This is a genomic window from Novosphingobium sp. SG751A (genome assembly GCF_013149295.1).
Classification (GTDB): Bacteria; Pseudomonadota; Alphaproteobacteria; order Sphingomonadales; family Sphingomonadaceae; genus Novosphingobium.
The window spans coordinates 321,918-337,455 of record NZ_JABGCB010000005.1 but is presented as its reverse complement, the minus strand read 5'-3'; the positions used below and the strand labels follow the sequence as shown (position 1 = coordinate 337,455).

The window sequence follows — 15,538 nt, the reverse complement described above, 5'->3', positions numbered from 1 at the left end:
GCCGCGCTCAACACACCCGTCCTCATCGACCTGCGCAATGTATTCGACCCCGCAGACGCCCGCGCAAAGGGCTTCGAATATTCCTCCATCGGGCGGATCTGATCGCCATGGCCAAGGCCGCCTCACCGCCGCTGCGCCTGCCGGGGCGGCATAATGTCGTGAAACCCGGCGCGGCCAGGGTGGCGGGGCGTCTGGCTGGGTGGGTCGTAGCGCTGGTGCTGGCGGGCGAAATTCTCGCCCGCCTCGCCCTCACCTCGCCCTCGATCCAGATCGCTGATCCCGATCTGCGCTATACCAACCAGCCCGACGCGGTGCTGTTTCAGGCCAATGAGGGGTTTGAGAAAATCCGGCTCAACTCGCTGGGGCTCAATGACGCTGAGATCGCGCCGAACCATACCGGTCCCCGGATGCTCTTCATCGGCGATTCCATGCTGCTGGCCCATCAGGTGCCAAGGCAAAGCAATTATACCAGCCTGCTGGAAAGCAGCCTCGGGATTGATGCGGTCAATGGCGGGCGCGATGCGTTGGGCCCGGCGGAATGGGGAGTGATGGTACGCCGTCTGGCGCCTGTGGTGCGGCCTGATTACATCGTCGTGATGATGACGCGCGGCGATGCTTTCGATCTGCGCGATGCCCTCATCAAACGGGCGGAGGGGGCCAAAAAGGCGACGAGCGCGCCTGCGCATCCAGGCCGTCTGGCTGGCGCATTTGACGCTTTGCTGCATCACTCCGCGCTGGCCACGTTTCTGGCCCGCCGCGCCAATCTCTATGTCACCGGGGTGCGCAAGGGCGGCGGATGGTTGCCCTATATTCTCCGCGGTTTTCGCGCCTCCCCCGCCCCCAAGCCCGACACACAGGATTTCCCTGTAGCTGCCATCACCGCTCAATTGACACAGCGGATGGTGGAGGCTGAACGGCGGGATAAGGTGATCTTTATCTCGATTCCGGCCTTCACCTATCATGCTGACGGCCGGATGGAATTCGAGCCGCGCTCCGCCGTGGAGCAGGCGATTTTCCCGGTGGCGGCCAAGCGGGCGGGCGTGCCCTTCGTCGATCTGGGCGAGGGGATGCGCGCCGAATTCGCCCACAGCGGGCAACCCTTTGTCGGTTTTCAAAACAGCGTGATCGGCACCGGGCATCTCAACACCTATGGCCATGGCGTGATCGCCCGCCTGATCGCGGCGCGCATGCCTGATCTGATGAAACAGGCCGATGCTGCCCATGCCCAGTCGGCCGAAACGCCCGCAACTCCCGCCCAATAATCACACATAAAGAGGCCGCAGGGACGTCATGCTATTCACCTCCACAGACTTTGTCGTCTTCTTCGCCGTCCTGCTGGCGATCCTTGCCGCAGTGCGGGCCAGCCGGGCGCGCTTCTATATCGTGCTGGTGGCCAGCTATCTGTTCTATGCCGCGTGGGACTGGCGCTATCTGCCGCTGCTGCTGGCGGTCAGCTTCTGGAACTATGGCTTTGGCCTGATTATCGAGGCCGCACAGGGGCGGCGCCTGCGCAAGGCATGGATCACGCTGGCCGTATCGGGCAACATGGGGGCGCTGCTCTATTATAAATACGCCAATTTCTTTCTCGACAATCTGCATGCCATCACCGGGACGAAGGGATCGCTGCTGGCCATCACCTTACCGCTGGGGATCAGCTTCTTCACCTTTCAGGGCGTGTCCTATGTCGTCGATGTCTATCGGCGCAGCAAACCGGCCACGCATGACATCGTCACATTCCTCTTCTTCAAGGCCTTTTTTCCGCAATTGATCGCCGGGCCGATTGTGCGCGCGCCCGAATTCCTGCCGCAATTGCAGCGCCCTTTCCGCATGACGCGCCCGCTGATCATCATGGGGTTTCAATATTTTCTGGCCGGGGCCTTTTCCAAACTGGTGCTGGCCGACAATCTGGCGATTGCGGCCGACGCGATCTTTGCCGAACCGGGCCTGTATGATGCGCCCACGCTCTGGCTGGGCACGCTGGCCTATGCGGGACAGATCTATTGCGACTTCTTCGGCTATTCGATGATGGCGATCGGCCTGTCGCGGGTGATGGGCTATCGGCTGCCGATCAATTTTCGCATGCCCTATGTTGCGCGCTCGATTCAGGATTTCTGGCGGCGGTGGCATATGACGCTGTCGCGCTGGCTGCGGGATTATCTTTATATCTCGCTGGGCGGCAATCGGCGGGGGCCGGTGCGGACCTATGTGAACCTGATCCTGACCATGCTGATCGGCGGGCTGTGGCATGGGGCAAGCTGGAATTTCGTGCTGTGGGGCGCTCTGCATGGTTCGGTTCAGATTCTCGACCGGTTCTGGACGCTGCACAGGCCCGCCGGATGGCGGTTGCCATCTGCGCTGGGCTGGGCGCTGACCTTCATGTTCGTCATTCTGGCGTGGGTCCCGTTCCGCGCCAAGGATTTCCCCACCACGGCCACCTTTCTTAAAGGGCTGGCGGGCATGGGCCATGGGCAAACGCATTGGCTCTATGTGCCCGCCCTACTCGCGCTGACCGTGCTGCTGGCATGGCATATCGGTTATGAACGCGTGGGGCGCTGGCGTCAGAGCCTGCTGGGTTTTCGCCATCCTTGGTGCATGCGCCAGATGGGCGTGCTGTTGCTGGGCGTGCTGGGGATCGTGCTCTTTGCCCCGCTGGGCGGCAATGGCGCTTTCATCTATTTTCAGTTCTGACGAAATCGGGCCCCATCCCAATGGAATGGGGCCCGATTGCTTTTAACGCCAAACCCGGATCAGAACAGCACAATGTCCGAGGCATAGAAGGTGTCGACATTGTTCAACGTCGCCACAGCCACCGCCGCCGCACCGCCCTTGCCATCGGCATCGAAATAGAGCGTATGCAGGCCCGAGTCGAAGTAGAAGGCCGCAACCCCGGTCGTCATCGCCGCCTTGCTGGCCACCAGATTGGCCGTGTCCACATGGTCCAGACCAAAGGCCGCGCGGCTGATCGCGATCATGTCTTCGCCATGGACGAAGTCGGTAATCGTGTCCTTCTGGGCATCATTGATGGTGAACTGGAAGGTGTCCGCCCCCGCTCCGCCGGTCAGCGTGTTGAAACCGGCCTCGCCGTCCAACAGGTCATTGCCCGCGCCGCCGTCCAACACGTCGTTGCCATTGCCGCCATAGAGCGTGTCATTGCCATCGTCGCCATAGAACTTGTTCGCGCCTTCATAGCCCTTGATGAAATCATTGCCGCCACCGCCGTAGATGATCGTGGCGGTTGATCCGCCATAAAGGTGATCGGCATATTCCGAACCGACCAGTCCCTCGATCTGGGCATAGACATCGCCTGCGGCATCGCCGGTGTTGATGCCGGCATCCGACAGGCTGGCGGTAACGCCGGCGGTGGCGGTCTGATAGCTGGCGAAATCGGTGCCGGTTCCGCCATTGAGCACATCGGCACCGGCCCCGCCGATCAGCGTATCATCACCCGCGCCGCCATTGAGCGTATCATTGCCCGCCCCGCCGTCCAGCGTGTCATTGGCGCTGGTGCCGGTCAGCAGATCATTGCCGCTCATATCCTTGAGCCCGGTGGTAACCGCAGTTGCCAGCGCCTTGGCGGTGGGCAGCAGGTCGTCGGCGGTGCTGGTGTTGACCGCCCCGCCATTGCCATAGATCCGGGCGACATAATCGGTGCCGACCGTGGGGGCGGTCAGCGAGGAAGAAGACACGCCGTTCAGCACCGCCAGCGTGGTCCAGCTATTGGCACCGCCATCGGTATCGACCTGAAGCAGCGTGTCGCTGCCGCTGGCGACAAAGCGGACATAGCCATTGGTCTGCAGGTTGCCCTGCCAGCCATACATCGAGGCCAGCACCGACAGGTCGATATAGTCACCATCCTTGCCCGAGAAATCGGTGATGATGTCCTTTTGATTGTCCACCACCGAGAACTGGAAAGCATCCGCCCCGGCCCCGCCGGTCAGCGTGTTATAGCCCTGTTCGCCGTCCAGCACGTCATTGCCCGAACCGCCGCTGATCGTGTCATTGCCGGTGCCGCCATAGATCGTGTCATTGCCCGCGCCGCCATAAAGCGTGTCCGAACCGTCCAGCCCCAGCAGATAATCGTTGCCCGCGCCGCCATAGAGCTTGGTCGCGCCATGGTTGGCGATCAGTTGATCATTGAAATTCGAACCGATCAGACCCTGGATCTGGGAATAGGTGTCGCCCGCCGCATCGCCGGTGTTCATGCCCGGCGTCAGCAGATTGGCCAGCACGCCGCTGGTGGCGGTCTGATAACCGGCATAGTTGAAGCCCGCGCCGCCGATCAGCACATCGGCCCCCGCGCCGCCGGTCAGGATGTCATTGCCCGCCCCGCCGTCGAGGCGATCATTGGCCGCGCCGCCCACCAAGGCATCATCGCCCGTGGTGCCCGCCAGCTTGACCCCGTTGAACGCGGCCGCCGTGGCATAATCGGAAACAACCGTTTCGAGCGACACCGCCGAAGCGGTCAGCGAGGAAGCGGTGACGCCGGTCAGCGTGGCCAGCGTGACGAAATTATTCGCGCCGCCGTCAACATCGACCTGCACCAGCGTGTTGGCCCCGCTGGCCAGAAAGCGGACATAGCCATTGGCGAAAATGTCGCCGGTCCAGTTATAGTGATGCGCCATGGCCGACAGGTCGATGACATCGCCGTCCTTGGCGGTGAAATCAGTGATCGTGTCGCCCGCTTCCTTGATGTCGATATAGGCAAAGCGATCCGCGCCTGCGCCGCCCGTCAGCTTGTCCGCGCCGACGCCGCCCCAGATGTAATCCCGGCCCGCGCCGCCCGAAAGCGTATCGACAAAGTCATTGCCCAGCAGGCGATCATCGCCCGACGTGCCGGTCTGGACCGTGCCTGTCGTGGTGGCCGCCACGGTCAGCGTGCTGTCGTTCATCGTGGTCTGGGCGTTGGGGTTGAATTTGTTGATCGCGGTCTGGAAACTGGAGTCGGAGACCAGATTGCCGACCACATCGCCGCGGGTGTAGATGCCATAGCGGCCCTGATCGATCAGGTTGATGTTGCTGACCACGATATCGCGACCGTCGCCATCGCCATATTCAAAGAACATGACGCCGTCCTTGTTGCCCGAACCGCTGATATTATAAGCGTTGTTATAGGCGCCGCGCATGCCCAGCACGCCAGGGGAGTCGATCACCACCGAGTCATGATAGGAGCCGTAGCGCCCTTCGGTGTGCCACGAGAAGGCGAAGGTGGAGGTGGCATAGGCGACCACATTGGTGGCGGTCAGGCCATAATCCGCGCCATATTTGGTGGGATCCTTGACCGAGCCGTCAAAGCCGACGGCATTGTCATCGACGGCATGGCGCACGTTTTCTGCATAGAAGCCATCGACCGACGTGTTCCACGAGCTGGCCGAGTGGACGCCATAGCCATAGTGGCCATTGTCGGTGTCATCGGTCAGATTGATCGCCGCGCTTTGCAGCACCGTGCCATTGACCGAGCCGACAAAATTGATGCCCATCGAATTGCCGTCGCGGACGGTGACGCCCGAAACCACAGTGCCCACCGTCGAGCGAATCTCGACCAGATCCTGTTCCCATGTGGGATGGGTCTGGTCGCCGCGCACCGTGCCGTTTTCAAAGACGGCAGTGCCGCTGTTGATACCGGCAACGCGCACATTGGTCTGATAGGAACCGGCATCGATCAGCGAGCCAGACAGCGTCACCTGGTCGCCATCAACGGCCACGACCTTCATCGCCTGGCCCATGTGGGTGGTGGCGCCCTGATCGTTCGAAATCTGGTCATCAGCGGCGACCTTGACCCAATCGCCCACCTTCACATTGCTGCCCGCGCCGGCATAGGTGGCCACGGTGTTGCCATCGGCGGTCGGAGCCAGAGTGGCCGAGGTCAGAGCGTCGCTCGATCCTTTGATGGTGACCACGGTGCAATCGCCTGCCTGTTGCAGCGTGCTGCCGTTCAGGTCGATGGTGATCGACTTTTGCGAGACGTCGATGCAGAGGCCCTGGGTGATGGCGATGGTGCTGTTCTGGGCCAGAACGATCTTGCCGCCGTCGGCAATGCTATTGATGGCCTTCTGCAAATCGGCTTCGGTGGCATTGGCGGCAATATAAACAACATTAGTGGCGGCCTGGGTGGTTACAGTCGAAGTCACAAGTAATTCCTTCCAACATCTTTGGCGAAATTACTCTTCTTCGACAGCGACAATTCGTCATGAAGCAAGTAATAACGCAATCTTGATAGAGATCGATAAAATTACCTGCAAGATTTTCGCGATAGACTTGCGACAACCCTGAGGACTTATCGACTTGATGTTGGAATAATGACCCATCATGGCCCAACGCTGATTTAAACCCTTAGGTTAATAGGATAGTCAGTTATTGATTTGGCGGATTTTTGGCCAACTTTACTTTCACAGGTGGTTAAAAGTATGCATCTTTGCGCAAAATTTTTTCATTATTATCGTTTTAATGCAATAATTTAGCCAAGAGACGGCAGGGATAGAAAGACAGAAAAAGGATAAAGCAAAAAAATTTTCACCCGTTCGATCATTAACAATTTAGGAGAGCACACGTACATTTTTGGCACATAAAACAACTACACCACTGCAAAAATGAATCATCTTATATAGATTATACGCACGAATACTTATTCCGAAACCGAGGCGTCAGTGTCCCTTTATGACACAAAACCGGCATATTGCCGTCAGACCGACAAGGATTCGCCACGCACAGGCGCAAACATGCCTGGCATCAGGCATGCGTCGGTCAACAGATTCGGGAAAAGGGCCGCGCGGGCCTATCGCCGCTCAGGGGCGATCATCATGATCCTGCAAAATCTTGCAGCCATGGCAAAAATGATCCGGCAAGGGCCCATGGCGCCCCGGATCGGCCGACAATTGGCGCGCCTCTTTATAGGCGGGCGAGGCATAGATCTTGTCCATGCTCTGCTTGTGAATATTGCCCAACGGCCGCGCCGTATCCCGGTGGAGATAGTTCTCCTCCATCCGGTAATGACAGCAGCCATAGACATGACCATCGGTGGCCACCAAAGCCGAGAGATAAGGCCAGCCGCATAGCGGCATCCGCTTTTTCGGCCAGGGCCGCCACCCCTTTCGCGGGGCGAAGCGGTCGATCCATGGATTCTTGCGCCCATCCGATCCGCGAAACACCAGCATATCGTCAATGCCCATCCGTCGCCGGTAATCCTCCAGCAGCGGCACCTCATGGCTATTATGATCGAACACCAGATATTGCAGCGTGATCAGCGGATGCTTCCCCTTGCGGAATTGCACCAGGCGCCGCAGATTATCCTCAACAATGGCCAGATCGCCGCGAATGCGCTGCTGCCCGAAAGTTTCCGGCGAAAGGCCGTCGATGGCGATGATCAATTGGGTCAGCCCCGATTCCGCCAATTCGCGGATCGCCTCATCGGACAGCGGCAGGCTGAAATTGCTGGTGATATAGGTGTTGATATTGGCATCGGCGGCATAGCGCAGCATCTTGGCCAGATTCTTGTTCAGCAACGGCTCGCCCAGATTATAGAGCGACATGGCCAGCGTCCGCCCTGCCACCTGATCGACCAGGCCCATGAAGGTTTGCAGTTCCATCGGCTTGGGCAGGCTGACCCGCTCGGGATGGCTCAATTTGCTGTGCAGGCAGATGGGGCAGCGCATCTGGCAATTGGGCGAGACATCGACCTTGATGTGAACAGGCACACCCCCGACATCAGGATTGCTCGTCACCAGAGAAAACACGCGCCGCGCGGTGTTGAAAACCTTCCTCGGCGTGAGGTTGACCCGCATCACATAGTTTTTGCGCCAGAACTGGTGCATGCCATAGGCCGATATAGGGAATTTCATGGGCCCCCTGTTCCATACATCGATGCGAGTCATATCCTGATGTAATTCTTAGACTTTACATCAGAAATCGATCCGCCGACAGAACAACAAGACCCAATTCGGGTAGAGTAAACCCGTATAGGAATAAAAATCGCCGCCGGGCCCGGCCCGGCTGGAACACAAAAAACCCCGGCGCCACTTCGCACGGATGCTGGTGACACCGGGGATTTAGGGCATCAGGCGGCGGGCCGCAGCCCGCCACTCAATCCGATCAGAACACGAAGTCGGTGATCGAGATCGCGGTGTTGACCTGGATTTCATAGTCCACCGAACCGTTGTGATCGGTGTCGATGCCCACGATGGTATGGCCATGGTCGGACGTGAAGGTCACGTCGGCTGCGCTAACGCCCAGCTTAGCGACGTTCAGTTTGTCGATGCCGGTTTCGAAATCGAGGATGATGTCGCGGTTGCCCGCGCCAACGCCCGAATCGCCAGCGGCAAAGACGAAGGTGTCAGCGCCCGTGCCGCCGATCAGCGTATCCACGCCGGCATCGCCGAACAGCACGTCATCGCCGGCGCCGCCGTTCAGCTTGTCATTGCCAGCGTCGCCATAGAGACGGTCATTGCCGTCGCCACCCGACAGCAGATCGTCTCCGGCGCCGCCGTTCAGCTTGTCATCGCCCGATCCGCCCGAAAGCGTGTCATTGCCCAGACCGCCCGAAAGCAGGTCATTGCCGTCGCCGCCATAGAGCTTGTCATCGCCCGCACCGCCCGAGAGCAGATCGTCAGCCGATCCACCCGAAAGCGTGTCATTGCCATTACCGCCATAGAGCGCGTCGCCACCCCAGCCGCCCGAGAGCGCGTCGTCGCCACGACCGCCCGAGAGCCAATCCGTGTCGACCGAACCGCTGATCACGTCATTACCTGTGGTGCCAGTGATACTTGCCATGATGCTCATCCTCTATGCTTGCATGAAGATTACCGTGACCTAAAATTATTATGGCAATTCGTGAGTGCCATTGCACAACTTGCAGCGCAATCTGCAAGCGGCCCGTAATCTGGCGTTGGAATACGCTTGGCTTAATTTTGAGTCAACTATGATCTTCTTCCAAAATAGATGGGAATCCTTGATTTTTCAGGAACCTTTTGAAGTAATCGGGAATTACTTATTGGTTTTTACTTATACCTAGCAACACTAAAAAGGATTGCACTATTTCCTGCCCGACCTTGCCCGATCAAGGCAACCGTCGCCCGCACGATCCAAATAAACAACAAAATCTCATTTTTATAGGTACTTAAATACGAAACCAGCCTTATGCCCCGCCACCTTTTCCGCAAGCCCGCCCGGATCGACGCCCAATCCATCAGACAGACCAAATTTCCATCTACACACTGATTTAAAAAGGGAAAATCAGCATAGAACCGATCCCGCGTCACTTATGCCCTCTTCCACAATATGGTCACCATAACTGAACTGTCCCCGCCCCTCGCTTCCGCAGGGCCGGGTAGCCTATCCGGGCGCGCCGGCCGGACACCGACCCAGCAAAATTTGCAGATGAATCCAGCATCTCCCGGCCAAACGGGCCGCCTGACAGACCGTCGGCCGCTTGCGCAGACGCCGGATGGCAAGGCCGGTCGAGTCGACTTGGCAAAAACATCATCCGTTTTGGATAAAGCGCGACGCACAGCGGTTTTATCGCAGCGCCTTGTTAACCATAGACCCTATTTTGCCGTTAACCTTTAGCCGCCGCCTTACCGGTTCCGCGCGCCATCCGTCGTCCCGCACAGGCCCGCCGTTGCCACCGTCGATCCCCTGCCTTCCACAGGAAAAGGCGACCCGATCTCTGCGCGACGCCACGCCCTGCTGCCCAGCAACAGACTGACCTACCCCGATCCCCGCCTCGCTCAATTCTGTCGTTGCATACACCCTTACTCCGCTCCGATCCTCTCCGCCAAAGCGCCTGAAGGTGTTACGTTATAAGGAAGAAGCCAAAGCCCCCCGGACTCTCACCACTCCCTTGGGCCGAAGCGTCCACATGCCCCCAGCCCCCACACGATCGCGACAGGACGGAGTCCATCCTCACCCGACCTCTGCCTCAACAACGGGTCGACCGGCGCCGTGGAAGAACCACCAGAAGACCGTCGGCGACTCCACCGTCCAAGCCGGAAAATGCCTATCGGGCCACGCGCAACAATTACATCCGCCACCCAAAGCGCTCGTTACGAATCCCTAGGCAAGGCTTTAACATTATGTCCAGCCGTTCTGGGCAAGAAGGGGGTCTGTTCAATCGATACCGGGTCGTTCCGACATGCGCGCAAAGCTCAATTTGGTGCCTCATCCCCAACGGGCGACTGCCAAGGCCATCGCTCTGGCCCCGGCGCAGGATGATCGCTTCAAACCCTTCCTCGTGCCGCTGGGCGATGATCCGATGGCCCGGATCAAGCCGTGGCCGCTGCCGGTGCGCGCGGCCTGCCTGATCCTTGGCGTCTGCGCCGGCTGGGCCATTCCCGTCGGGGCATGGCTGTTGCTCTGAAATCACTGGGAATAGCGCGACCCCTGTTGCGAAAGCGCCTCTCTCTGGGCTAACCCTTAGCCCCTATGGGCAGGGGGCTGTTTATGAAAAGATTGGCAATGAAGGGCTTGATGGCGGCGGGCCTGATGGCGCTGACGGCGGCGGCGCCTCCGATCAACCTGCCCGGACCGCAGGCGATTTCGCCCGATGATCGCGCCACCGGGGCCAAGGCCCATCCCGATATGGTGTCCGAATATGGCGGGGCCTATGCCGGGCCGCAATCGGCGATGGTGCGCCGGGTCGGGCTGCGCGTGGCGGGGCAATCAGGCATCAGCAATGTCGAGCGCGACTTCACCTTCACCCTGCTCAATTCACCGGTGGAGAACGCCTTCGCAATTCCGGGCGGCTATGTTTACACCACGCGCGCGCTGCTCGCCCTGATGAACAACGAGGATGAACTGGGCTTTGTGCTGGGCCACGAGACCGGCCATATCGCCGCCCGCCATTCCGAAAAGCGCCAACAGGTGGCACAGCGCTCGACCTTGCTGGGCGCGTTGGGTCAGGCCGTGCTGGGCGGCGTGCTGGGCGGAGGCGCGATCGGGCAATTGGGCAATCAGATCGGACAGGCCGGAATCAACCGCCTGGTGATGGGCCATGTCATGGCCTATTCGCGCGGCGAGGAATTCGAGGCCGACGATCTGGGCGGCGTTTATATGCAGAAGGCGGGCTATAATCCGGCCTATGCCTCCACGATGCTGGCCTCGCTGGCGGCGCAGACCGGGCTGGAATCGCGCCTTGCGGGCAATGCGCGCAACACGCCGGGCTGGGCCATGTCGCACCCCAACCCCGAGGCCCGCGTCACCCGCGCGCTGGACCGGGCGCGCCAGATGGGGATCGGAGCGCCCCCGGGCTCCAGGGCAAATGAGGCTTTCCTGCTCTCTTTGCGCGGCATGATCTATGATGACGATCCGCAGCAGGGCGTGATCGAGGGCCAGACCTTCACCTATCCGCCTGACCGCCTGCGCTTCACGGTGCCGGTCGGCTATGGCATGTCGAACGGATCAGACGCGGTCACCATCTCCGCCAAGGGCGGCAATGGACAGGGACAGGCCACCTTTACCGGCGGGGCCTATAAGGGCGACCTGAATGCTGTGCTGCGCGCCCGGTTCAAGGCCATCGCCAAGGATGGGCAGGTGGGCGAGATCAGGGGCGTCCCCGGCGCGATCAACGGCATGCACAGCCTGAGCGCCAGTGTGCGCGGCAATACCGGATCGACCACCATGGATCTGACCGTGGTGGCCGTGGCGGTGGCGGCGGACCGGGCCTATGCCTTTACCGTGATCCAGCCTGCCGGGCAGGGGCTGGGCGATCTGGCCCCGCTGGTCAATGGCTTTACCCGGATCAGTCCCGCGCAGGCCGCCGCGATCCGCCCGCGCATTGTCGATGTGGCGCGCGCGGGGCCGGGCGATACGGTCTCCTCCATGGCCGCGCGCATGGCCTATAATGACAATGCGACGGAACGCTTTCTGGTCCTCAACGGCCTGCCCGCGGGCACCACGCGGCTGACGCCCGGCAGCATGGTCAAGCTGGTGGTGTGGAAGCGCTAGGGCTTTAAACTCCGTTTTCAGCATATTGCCGCTGGACCTCACCTTGCGCGGGTCTTAGCCTGCCCCCGGTAATATCGAACGGGGACTGGTTTTGCGGGCTAATTGGCTGATCTCGACGGCTTTGATGATGATCCCGGCGGGCATAGGCGCGGCAGAGCCTGCGCGGCGCCCGCTGATCGCCCCGCCCGAGGAATGGGTGATCGACGCGCCCATTCCCCCCGCCCCGCCCGTGGCCGAGGGCGCGGCCACGATCAGCCTGCTCAACGACACCCAGATCCGCCTGTCCGACAAGGGCGATACGGTGTTCAGCGCCGACATCTACAAAATCGCCACCGCGCAGGGGCTGGACGAAGCCTCCTTGCAACTGACATGGGACCCCTCGCTCGAAGTGCTGACCATCCACCGCTATCGCCTGTGGCGCGATGGGCGGGTGATCGACCTGCTGGGCAATGGTCCCGACCGGGGCAAGGGCATCACCGTGATGCAACGCGAAAAGAACATGGAAAGCGCCGCGCTGGACGGCGAACTGACCGCATCGATGCAGCCTGACGGGGTGCGCGTGGGCGATATTGTCGATCTGGCCTATACGATCACGCGCCATGACCCGGCCACCGGAGGGCGTTCGCAATTGATGGTGGGGCCGCCCAACGGGGTGCCGATCGGACGGCTGCGGCTGCGCGCGATCTGGCCCGCGACGCGCGCCACGCAATGGCGCGCATGGCCCGGCGCGGTCCAGCCCGTGCTGACGGAAAAGGGCGGGATGAAGGAACTGGTGGCCGACATGGCCAATGTCACCACCGCCCGCCCGCCGTCCAAGGCGCCATCGCGGTTTCGCGCGGTCAATCTGGTCGAACTGACCGACTTTGCCGACTGGCAGACGGTATCGCGCACCTATGCCGACCTGTTCGACAAGGCCGCCGCCCTGTCGCCCACCAGTCCGGTGCGGGCCGAAGCCGCCAAAATCGCCGCCGCCACCGCCGACCCGCGCAAGCGGGCCGAAATGGCGCTGCAACTGGTCGAGCAGCAGGTGCGCTATCTGTTCATCGGCATTGACGATGGCGGCTTCGTGCCCGCGCCCGTCGATCTGACATGGCAGCGCCGCTTTGGCGATTGCAAGGGCAAGACCGCGCTGCTGCTGGCGCTGCTGCGCGAATTGGGCGTGGCGGCGCGGCCCGTGCTGGTCAACACCGACGCCGGCGATTTCACCGCCAACCGCCTGCCCACCATGGCCGCCTTTGACCATGTGATCGCCGAGGCGGTGATTGACGGGCGATCCTATTGGCTGGATGGCACGCGGATCGGCGACACGCGGCTGGATCGGTTGCGCACGCCCGATTATGTCGTGGGCCTGCCCGCCACGGCGCAGGGCTCGGGCTTTGTGCCGATGGTGCCCGAAGCCTTGTCCGAGCCCACGCAGGTCACCAGCCTCGATCTGGATGCCGGCGCGGGGATCGAGGCCCCCGCCCCGGCCACGGCCGAAATCCGCTATCGCGGCGAAACCGCCCATGCAATGCGCGAACGCTATAATGGCCTGTCGGCGGGCGATCTGGACCGAGCGCTGAAGAAATTGTGGCGCGACACCTATGATTTCATCACGCCCGTGCAGGTGAGCGCGCGCGAAGAGGCCGATAAGGGCGAATTCGTCGTCTCGCTCAAAGGCACGGCCAAGATGGACTGGTATGTCGAAGGCGCCTCGCGCTGGTATGAGCTGGACCATGCGCGGGTGGGCTGGAAATTCACCACCACGCGTGAGGGTGAGATCCAGACCGATGCGCCCTATGCCGTCGATCACCCCGAATGGTGGGCCAACCGCGAGGTGATCCACCTGCCGCAGGGGGGCAAGGGCTTCACGCTTCAGGCGACATCGGACGATACGCAGGTGGGCGGCATCTATGCCTTCCACCGTAAGGTCAGCCTGGATGGCGATACGGTGCAGATGGAGAATGACACCCGCTCGCTGAAGCGCGAATTGCCCGCCGCCGAGGCGGAAAGCGCGCGCGATCAGTTGCAGAAGCTGGCCAATACCGGCGCCTTCATCCGCGTGCCCACCGATTATTTCCCCACCGACGCCGATCTGGCGGCGCTGAAAGACAATAAACCCGCGCTGGCCAAGGCGCATATGATGCGCGGAGCGGTGCTGTCGGATGGCGACAAACATGCACTTTCGATTGCCGAGGAACGCGCGGCGCTGGCGCTTGATCCGAAACTGACCCCGGCGCGGGCGATATTGGCGCTCAATCTGGCCATGACCGGTGAAGCGGGGGCCGATGCCGAGGCGCAGACCGCGATCCGCGAGGATGACAAGCAATGGCTGGCGTGGAGCGCACGGGCCTTTGTCGCAGCGCGGGCCGGGCATCAGACCGAGGCGATCACCTATGCCGACAAGGCGCTGGAGCTGAACCCGCGCGATTTGCGCAGCATGATGGTGCGCGCTGGTTCGCGGATCGATACGGGGCAATATGGCGCCGCGCTGGCCGATCTGGACAAGGCGCTTTCCATGGCGCCTAAATTGCCGGTGGGTATGCTGCGCGCCGCCGCACTGGCCAGTCTGGGGCGGCAGGCCGAGGCGATGGAGCAGCTCAACCAGACGCTGGAAACCACGCCCGGCGATGGGCGGGCGCGTTTGCTGCGCGCCAATCTGCGCCGCCAGATGGATGACCGCGAGGGGGCCCTGGAAGATCTGTCCTGGCTGATCGAGCATGGGCCCGATGCGCTGCATTATGTCTCGCGCGCCAATGTATGGGGGCCGCAGGACAAGGCCAGGCGCGATGCAGATCTGGCCTCCGCGCTCAAGCTGGATCCGCGCAACACCAGAGCGCTGCTCGCACGGGCGGCCTATGCGATCGAGGATCACCAGTTCGAGGCGGCCGAACGCGATCTGAACGCCGCCGACAAGATCAGCCCCGGATCGAGCGATGTCGCCAATCTGCGCATGGAATGGCTGGGCCGTCAGAACCGGGTGGATGAAGCGCTGAAAATCGCCGACGCCCTGATCGCGGCCCATGCCGACAGCCCGACGGCCTATAACAGCCGCTGTTGGCTGCGCGCCACGCATGGGGTGGGGCTGGAGGCGGCGCTGGAGGATTGCAACACCGCGCTTCGCCTGTCGCCCAATGCGCCCGCCTATCTCGATAGCCGCGCCTTTGTGAAATTCCGGCAGGGCGACATGAAGGGGGCGATCGGCGATTATGACGCCGCGCTGCGCCGGGCGCCCACGCTGGTCAGCTCGCTCTACGGCCGGGGGCTGGCCTATGCGCGGCTGGGGGATCGCAACCGGGCGCTGGCCGACATTGCCCGCGCACGCAGCATCCACCCCGATGTGGACGCGCTGTTCAACGGCTATGGCACGCCCGCGCCCAAGGATTTTTGACAGGCGGCGCCTTTCCGGTTTGGCCGAATCACTGATTTGGTCAAACCGCCGCCATCGCGTGTAAAAATGGCGTTATGTCAGACATAAAGGCTGCAATGCCGCAGTCGAGGGGCGGTTATTGTCTGGGTTATGCGCATGCTGCAATGCACACAAATCCAATCGGATCAAAAATATTCGGCCATTTGCCGTTTCCTACGCCCCAGTCGCCTATTTCCTGCCCAAGAGGCCTCGACG

The 15,538-nt window shown here is 61.4% G+C and carries 8 protein-coding genes; 5 read left to right on the top strand and 3 right to left on the bottom strand.

The annotated features are described in order from the left end of the window. Window positions 1-107: 107 nt before the first annotated feature. Together FHW96_RS09255 and FHW96_RS09250 are read left to right on the top strand one after the other, a co-directional pair. The gene (locus FHW96_RS09255; protein WP_172340260.1) at window positions 108-1,262 is read left to right on the top strand and encodes a hypothetical protein; all 1,155 of its coding nucleotides are present in this window, start codon (window positions 108-110) and stop codon (window positions 1,260-1,262) included. Between the two features lie 28 nt (window positions 1,263-1,290). Beyond that, window positions 1,291-2,688, top strand: coding sequence for an MBOAT family protein (locus tag FHW96_RS09250; protein ID WP_172340259.1), 1,398 nt, complete (start codon window positions 1,291-1,293; stop codon window positions 2,686-2,688). A gap of 59 nt (window positions 2,689-2,747) precedes the next feature. On the opposite strand, the gene FHW96_RS26705 is transcribed toward FHW96_RS09250, so the two are convergent. The 3 genes from FHW96_RS26705 to FHW96_RS09235 all read right to left on the bottom strand — a co-directional run bounded on the left by FHW96_RS26705 (window position 2,748) and on the right by FHW96_RS09235 (window position 8,763). Continuing rightward, on the bottom strand, window positions 2,748-6,128 hold the full coding sequence (locus FHW96_RS26705) for a calcium-binding protein (protein WP_172340258.1): 3,381 nt from the start codon (window positions 6,126-6,128) through the stop codon (window positions 2,748-2,750). Between the two features lie 654 nt (window positions 6,129-6,782). After that, window positions 6,783-7,835: a radical SAM/SPASM domain-containing protein gene (locus tag FHW96_RS09240; RefSeq protein ID WP_172340257.1), complete on the bottom strand. Its 1,053-nt coding sequence runs from the start codon at window positions 7,833-7,835 to the stop codon at window positions 6,783-6,785. 250 nt (window positions 7,836-8,085) lie between these two features. After that, a complete protein-coding gene (locus FHW96_RS09235; RefSeq protein ID WP_216650834.1) occupies window positions 8,086-8,763 on the bottom strand; it encodes a calcium-binding protein in 678 nt (225 codons plus the stop codon). A 1,381-nt stretch (window positions 8,764-10,144) separates the two neighbouring features. Here FHW96_RS09235 and FHW96_RS09230 point away from each other — a divergent pair. From FHW96_RS09230 to FHW96_RS09220, 3 genes are all read left to right on the top strand, one after another. Continuing rightward, window positions 10,145-10,348, top strand: a complete 204-nt coding sequence (locus FHW96_RS09230; RefSeq protein ID WP_172340255.1) for a hypothetical protein — start codon at window positions 10,145-10,147, stop codon at window positions 10,346-10,348. An 83-nt stretch (window positions 10,349-10,431) separates the two neighbouring features. Next, window positions 10,432-11,934 carry a M48 family metalloprotease gene (locus tag FHW96_RS09225; protein ID WP_172340254.1) on the top strand — a complete coding sequence of 501 codons (1,503 nt, stop codon included), beginning with the start codon at window positions 10,432-10,434 and terminating at the stop codon, window positions 11,932-11,934. Window positions 11,935-12,058: 124 nt separating this feature from the next. Continuing rightward, window positions 12,059-15,304, top strand: coding sequence for a DUF3857 domain-containing protein (locus tag FHW96_RS09220; RefSeq protein ID WP_253950835.1), 3,246 nt, complete (start codon window positions 12,059-12,061; stop codon window positions 15,302-15,304). The last annotated feature ends 234 nt before the right edge of the window (window positions 15,305-15,538 follow it).

Bases quoted from the DNA above. Each gene is read 5' to 3' on its own strand.
- FHW96_RS09255 (WP_172340260.1), top strand. From the start codon at position 108: ATGGCCAAGGCCGCCTCACCGCCGCTGCGCCTGCCGGGGCGGCATAAT.
- FHW96_RS09250 (WP_172340259.1), top strand. From the start codon at position 1,291: ATGCTATTCACCTCCACAGACTTTGTCGTCTTCTTCGCCGTCCTGCTG.
- FHW96_RS09240 (WP_172340257.1), bottom strand. From the start codon at position 7,835: ATGAAATTCCCTATATCGGCCTATGGCATGCACCAGTTCTGGCGCAAA.
- FHW96_RS09225 (WP_172340254.1), top strand. From the start codon at position 10,432: ATGAAAAGATTGGCAATGAAGGGCTTGATGGCGGCGGGCCTGATGGCG.
- FHW96_RS09235 (WP_216650834.1), bottom strand. From the start codon at position 8,763: ATGGCAAGTATCACTGGCACCACAGGTAATGACGTGATCAGCGGTTCG.
- FHW96_RS09220 (WP_253950835.1), top strand. From the start codon at position 12,059: ATGATGATCCCGGCGGGCATAGGCGCGGCAGAGCCTGCGCGGCGCCCG.